Origin of the sequence: uncultured Campylobacter sp., assembly GCF_938045595.1 — a bacterium.
Classification (GTDB): Bacteria; Campylobacterota; Campylobacteria; order Campylobacterales; family Campylobacteraceae; genus Campylobacter_B.
This window is the reverse complement of record NZ_CALIBB010000310.1, coordinates 1-5,151: the sequence shown is the minus strand read 5'-3', so window position 1 is coordinate 5,151 and position 5,151 is coordinate 1. Positions and strand designations below refer to the sequence as shown.

The 5,151-nt window shown below is 45.7% G+C and carries 4 protein-coding genes and 6 tRNA genes; 8 read left to right on the top strand and 2 right to left on the bottom strand.

What is annotated here, in order from left to right:
- Window positions 1–157: 157 nt before the first annotated feature.
- Together Q0340_RS11865 and Q0340_RS11860 are read right to left on the bottom strand one after the other, a co-directional pair.
- Window positions 158–1,369 (bottom strand): molybdopterin molybdotransferase MoeA, encoded by a 1,212-nt coding sequence (locus tag Q0340_RS11865; RefSeq protein WP_298083478.1) that lies wholly within the window; start codon window positions 1,367–1,369, stop codon window positions 158–160.
- Window positions 1,366–2,664: an MFS transporter gene (locus tag Q0340_RS11860; RefSeq protein WP_298083477.1), complete on the bottom strand. Its 1,299-nt coding sequence runs from the start codon at window positions 2,662–2,664 to the stop codon at window positions 1,366–1,368. Before Q0340_RS11860 ends, Q0340_RS11865 begins: the two co-directional genes overlap by 4 nt.
- 105 nt (window positions 2,665–2,769) lie before the next feature.
- On the opposite strand from Q0340_RS11860, the gene Q0340_RS11855 reads away from it, so the two are divergent.
- The 8 genes from Q0340_RS11855 to Q0340_RS11820 form a co-directional block, all read left to right on the top strand.
- Window positions 2,770–3,399: a non-canonical purine NTP pyrophosphatase gene (locus Q0340_RS11855; protein ID WP_298083476.1), complete on the top strand. Its 630-nt coding sequence runs from the start codon at window positions 2,770–2,772 to the stop codon at window positions 3,397–3,399.
- A 74-nt stretch (window positions 3,400–3,473) separates the two neighbouring features.
- A tRNA-Pro gene (locus tag Q0340_RS11850) sits at window positions 3,474–3,550 on the top strand.
- 5 nt (window positions 3,551–3,555) lie between these two features.
- A tRNA-His gene (locus Q0340_RS11845) sits at window positions 3,556–3,632 on the top strand.
- A 6-nt stretch (window positions 3,633–3,638) separates the two neighbouring features.
- Window positions 3,639–3,715 (top strand) — tRNA-Arg (locus Q0340_RS11840).
- Between the two features lie 15 nt (window positions 3,716–3,730).
- Window positions 3,731–3,807: transfer RNA gene (locus tag Q0340_RS11835), tRNA-Arg, on the top strand.
- Window positions 3,808–3,856: 49 nt separating this feature from the next.
- Window positions 3,857–3,941: transfer RNA gene (locus Q0340_RS11830), tRNA-Leu, on the top strand.
- Between the two features lie 14 nt (window positions 3,942–3,955).
- Window positions 3,956–4,030: transfer RNA gene (locus tag Q0340_RS11825), tRNA-Asn, on the top strand.
- 232 nt (window positions 4,031–4,262) lie between these two features.
- Window positions 4,263–5,151: AAA family ATPase (locus tag Q0340_RS11820; protein WP_298083475.1), on the top strand; the 889-nt coding region annotated here is incomplete at its 3' end.

Genomic DNA, 5,151 nt, shown 5'->3' with positions numbered 1-5,151 from the left:
CATAAAATTTATCTTTCATTTTCGCTTTATCTCCCGCAAATACTCGAATTTTGCCCGCAAAGCAGCTTGGAGCTGAAGTTGCGCGGCGGCAAAAATTTTAACCCTCGCGGCAGTTAAATTCCGTCTGCCCTCGCAACTGTCTCCGAACCGCTGCGCCCTAAATTTTAGGTACCGAGATCACGCGCACGAGCTCGCCTTTTTTGAGCTCTTTAACCTCAAGCGGCGCGACTAGCAGGACGCTATCGTCGTCTAAATTGTTCAAAATCGCGCTGGAGCCCTGCTTTTTGCTTTGTAGGCTAACGAAAAGCCGCCCGTCTCTGTTTTGCAAGAGCGCAGGCATAAACTCCAGCCACGGCGTCTTTTTTACGTAGTCGTGATCCAAGATCGCGCTAAATTCCGTATTTTCGCGCATGCCGAAGGATTTTTGCAAATATACGCGCAGAAACAAAATGCACGTAATGAGCGCCGAGAGCGGGAAGCCCGGGAATGCGAAGATATATTTTTCGCCGGTTTTGGCTACGCGCACGTGGCGGCCCGGTTTGATCGCCGCACCTTTTACGATGAGCTCAAATTTTGATTGTAGCGTGCTTTGCACGAAGTCGTAGTCTCCGACGCTCACTCCGCCGCTGGTTAGAAGTATGTCGGCGCTCTGTAAAGCCGATAAGATCGCGCCTTCCAGCTCTTTTTCGTCATCGCGTACTAGAGGCATTATCATCGCTTCGCAGCCTAGCTGCGTTACTAAATTTGCAAGCGCGATGTGGTTGGAGCTGTAAATTTGAGCGTCGTTTTCGAGCTTTTCGCCCAGATCCTTGATCTCGCTGCCGGTGGCTAAAATCGCTACTTTTGGGCGGACGAATACGCTTATGTGAAATAGCCCTAGCTCTGCAAGTAGCGCGATCTGCGAAAATCCAAGCTTCGTGCCGCTTCTAAGCAAAAGCTCGCCCTCGCGGTAGCTCTCGCCCGCCGCGCGCACGGCAAAGCCCGCCGCGACAGGCTTTGTGACGACGATCTCGCTTGCTTGCACCTGCACGTTTTCGATTGGCAGAAGCGTGTCGCTGCCCTCGCACATTAGCCCGCCGGTGAAGGTCTTGACGCACTCGCCCGCCTTTGCCGCGGCGCCAGGCATTTTGCCTGCAGGCGTCGTACCGACGATCTTAAATTTAGCCCCCTCGCTTAGATCTGCGCCCTTTAGCGCGTAGCCGTCCATCGCGGCGGTCGGGCGGCGCGGAGTGCTAAAAGGCGCCGCGACGTCGGTAGCTAAAATACGCCCTAGCGCCTGCGTGATCGCGACCTTCTCGATGCGCGAGGACTTTTGCACCGTGTTTGCGAAGCGCTCCATCGCGCTTTCAAATTTTTCAAATTCCATCATTTGCCTCCTACGATTTTATAAATTTGATCTTCATTTATCAGTTTCGAGTTAAATTTCACAACGAGTTCGCCATCGGTCTCGTAAATTTCAATAATGCCCTTTACGCCCTGTAGTGCGGAAAAATCGCCGCCTTTAGGAAAGTATAAATTCTTAAAAAGTTTTGGATCGCTCAGCCTAGAAAGTAGCACAAGCCAGATCACACCCAAAACCGCGACGCCAATGCCTAGCGCTTCGATGCCAATTTTGCCAAAAAGTGCGCCGCCGCATAGCCCGCCCAAAAAACTGCCAAAAAATCCGAACGAATTAAAAATCCCAAGCGCGGCGCCTTTTTGAGCGACTTTGGCAAATTTGGACGCAAGGCTTTGCATAATGGGCTCATGCGCGTTAAATCCCACGAAAAAGAGCATCACACCCACTACGAAAGCGCTCGCCCCGCTAGCAAACGCAAAAATCAAATACGAAGCGATGAAAAAGCAGATGCCGATAAGTAGAATTTGCTTAGCTAGTGCGCGCTTTTCGCCTAAAGCACCGCTCGCACCCATCGCAGTAAAGCCGAATATCGCGCCTAGAGCATAAATTTTGGTCAAATCACTTTTGGAAAGTCCGAATTTTTGCACAAGCAAAATTGGAATTAGAAAAAACGCTGCCGTCATGAAAGCCTTTTGAAAAAAATTCGTTAAATTCATAAGCATTAAATTTTTGTCACTCAAAAGTGAGCCGAGCGGGACCTTTTGGCGCAGGGAGCGGATATGCGGTTCGGTAGGTACTACGAAAAAAAGCAGTACCAAACATAAAAGCGTAAGCGCTGAACTTAGATGAAATAGGCTGGCAAGTCCAAATTTGGCGCTTAAAAGCGGACTTAAAATCATTGCTACGCCAAAGCTCACGCCTATCATCGCACCCATTACCGCCATCGCCTTGCCGCGCTCTTCCTCCCGCGTAAAATCGCTAATTAGTGCGGTAGCTACGGCTCCTACGGCACCGCAGCCTTGCAAAAAACGCCCAAAAATCATCGTATAAATGCTCTCACTCGCCGCGCAAACGCAAGCGCCCACGATAAAAAGCGCCAGCCCTATAGCAAGGGTTTTTTTACGTCCGATCTTATCGCTTAACACTCCAAATGGCGTTTGCAAAATCACTTGCATAATCGCATAAATTCCAAAAAGTAGCCCCACTAGGCTTTCGTTTGCGCCGTGCAAGCTCAATGCATACAGGCTAAGCACGGGCAGCAAAATAAATAATCCAAAAAACCTCGTAGCGATGATAAAACTAAGCGGAAGGACGCTTTTTAGCATAATCTTAGACCTCAAATAATATGAAATTTGCGCCGATTATAGCCAAAAATCGTAACGAATTCTTTGATTTTGGGTAAAATGGCGGCTTAAATTTAAGGAGCTAGGATGAAAATTTTACTTGCGACGAGCAATAAAAATAAAGTAAAAGAGATAAAAGAATTTTTCACGGAATACGACGTGTGCGCGCTCGGCGAGGTGCTGGATCCTTTTGAGATCGACGAATGCGGCACGAGCTTCAAACAAAACGCGCTTATTAAAGTTCGCGCAGTGTATGAGGCGCTAAAAAGTAAAAATTTGCAGAGCGAATTTTTCGTGCTAAGCGATGATAGCGGTATCTGCGTGGACGCGCTGGGCGGGGCTCCGGGGATATTTTCGACGCGCTTTAGCGGCTCAGGCGCGACGGATGCGAGCAATCGCGAGAAATTAGCCGCTAGCCTACGCGCGCTGGAGCTAGAGGAGAGCCCTGCGCATTACACCGCGGCGATCGCGCTAAAATGCGCTCTGGGCGAGTTTTGTACGCACGGCTTCATGCACGGCACGGCGATAACGCAGCAGCGGGGGCAAAACGGCTTCGGATACGATTTTATGTTTATTCCGCGCGGATTTGACCGCACGATCGGGGAGCTGCCCGCTGCGGTGAAATTTAAAATTTCGCACCGCACTAAGGGGCTAGCGCTGATGCAAATTTTATTAAAAAATTTAGAAAAACAGATGCGACTTGTTAAATTTCATTAAATTTAAAGCCGCAAAAAGCGGAATTTAAGAAAAAATATATATAATACGCTTTTCATTCAATCCACGAAAATCTACGGAGCGTAGCGCAGGCTGGTAGCGCATCTGGTTTGGGACCAGAGGGTCGAAGGTTCGAATCCTTTCGCTCCGACCATTGTGGTGAGTTTAGCTCAGTAGGTTAGAGCATCAGATTGTGGTCCTGAGGGTCGTGGGTTCGATTCCCACAACTCACCCCACTTTATGCGCTCGTAGCTCAATTGGATAGAGCAACAGACTTCGGATCTGTAGGTTGAAGGTTCGACTCCTTTCGAGCGTACCACTGATTTGATATTTTGCGCTCATAGCTCAGTTGGATAGAGCAACGGCCTTCTAAGCCGTAGGCCAGAGGTTCGAATCCTCTTGGGCGTACCATATTAAGCTCATATTAAGAGCTTTTTGGCTAATATGCGCTTTCTTTTTTGCGGATGTGGTGAAATTGGCAGACACACCAGACTTAGGATCTGGCGCCTCACGGCATGAAGGTTCAAGTCCTTTCATCCGCACCATCCATTCTACGCGTTCCGGATTAGCTCAGCGGTAGAGTAGGCGGCTGTTAACCGCTTGGTCGCTGGTTCGAATCCAGCATCCGGAGCCACCTAAATTCTTTAATCCTTAATTAGTAAAATATTAAGTCCCAGAGTAAAATGCTTTTTATCTATGACATTCTGCTAAAAATAAATTATCTAAAACGCAAGCTGTATTAAAAACTCGTTTGCGCTGCAAAAATGATATAAAATTCACATACAAAACATATATTTACATTAATGTGGACATAAATCCGTCCTCTTTGCATAGTAAAATACCTCCAAATAAACAAGGAGGCACTAATGAAGAACAGAAATTTATTCGTAGATAGCGAGATATATGACCTTGCCAGTCTTTGGATACTCAGAGCGATATTTTGTGCTGGAGGACAAAGAGAATTTCTAAAATCTAAATATGACAACCTTTTGGAATTTTTAGAGATTAATTCGGATGAGCCAACCCAGCAAGATATTAAAACCCTAAAAGATAAACTTGCCGTTCTTGAGAAAAGCAAAATTTCATGCGAGTTAAAAGAGCTCGAATATAATTTAAATTTGCTTCAAGCAAATTTAGGTTTAAACGATACCGAAAAGGCTATTTTGAGGTTCGTCGCGATTATGTTTAATTACGAAATCGTTTCGGACGCTTGTGAGCTGACAGAAAATTTAAACGATAGGCAGGCTGCAAAAGCCATATCTCAGATATTAAATTTAAACTTTATTGACGTGCAAAAAGCTTTTAAAAAAGATGGAATTTTTGCTAAAACTTCACTTATAAAATTAGATATCTACGGACGCAATTTAAGATCAAAAATTGACGTGATAAATAACGACTTCATAGGCGCTTTATTTGTTAAATGCGAAAGCATAGACGAAATTTTCGCAAGTACCATAAAACCTTGCAGCGATACAAATTTAACTCTTAAGAATTATGATCATATTAAAGATGATACGCAAATTTTAATCTCTTTTTTAAAAAATGCTATCCGCAAAAGACAAAAAGGCGTAAACGTACTTTTATACGGCCCTGCAGGTACAGGCAAGACCGAGCTTAGCAAGGTTTTAGCAAAAGAATTAAGTTTAAAGCTTTATGAGGTTGCTTATGGAGACGAAAGCGGATACGATAATGAAGCCCAAAGAATAAAATCTTATTGCCTCGCGCAAAATATCTTGCAAGCAGGTTCAAATTTGC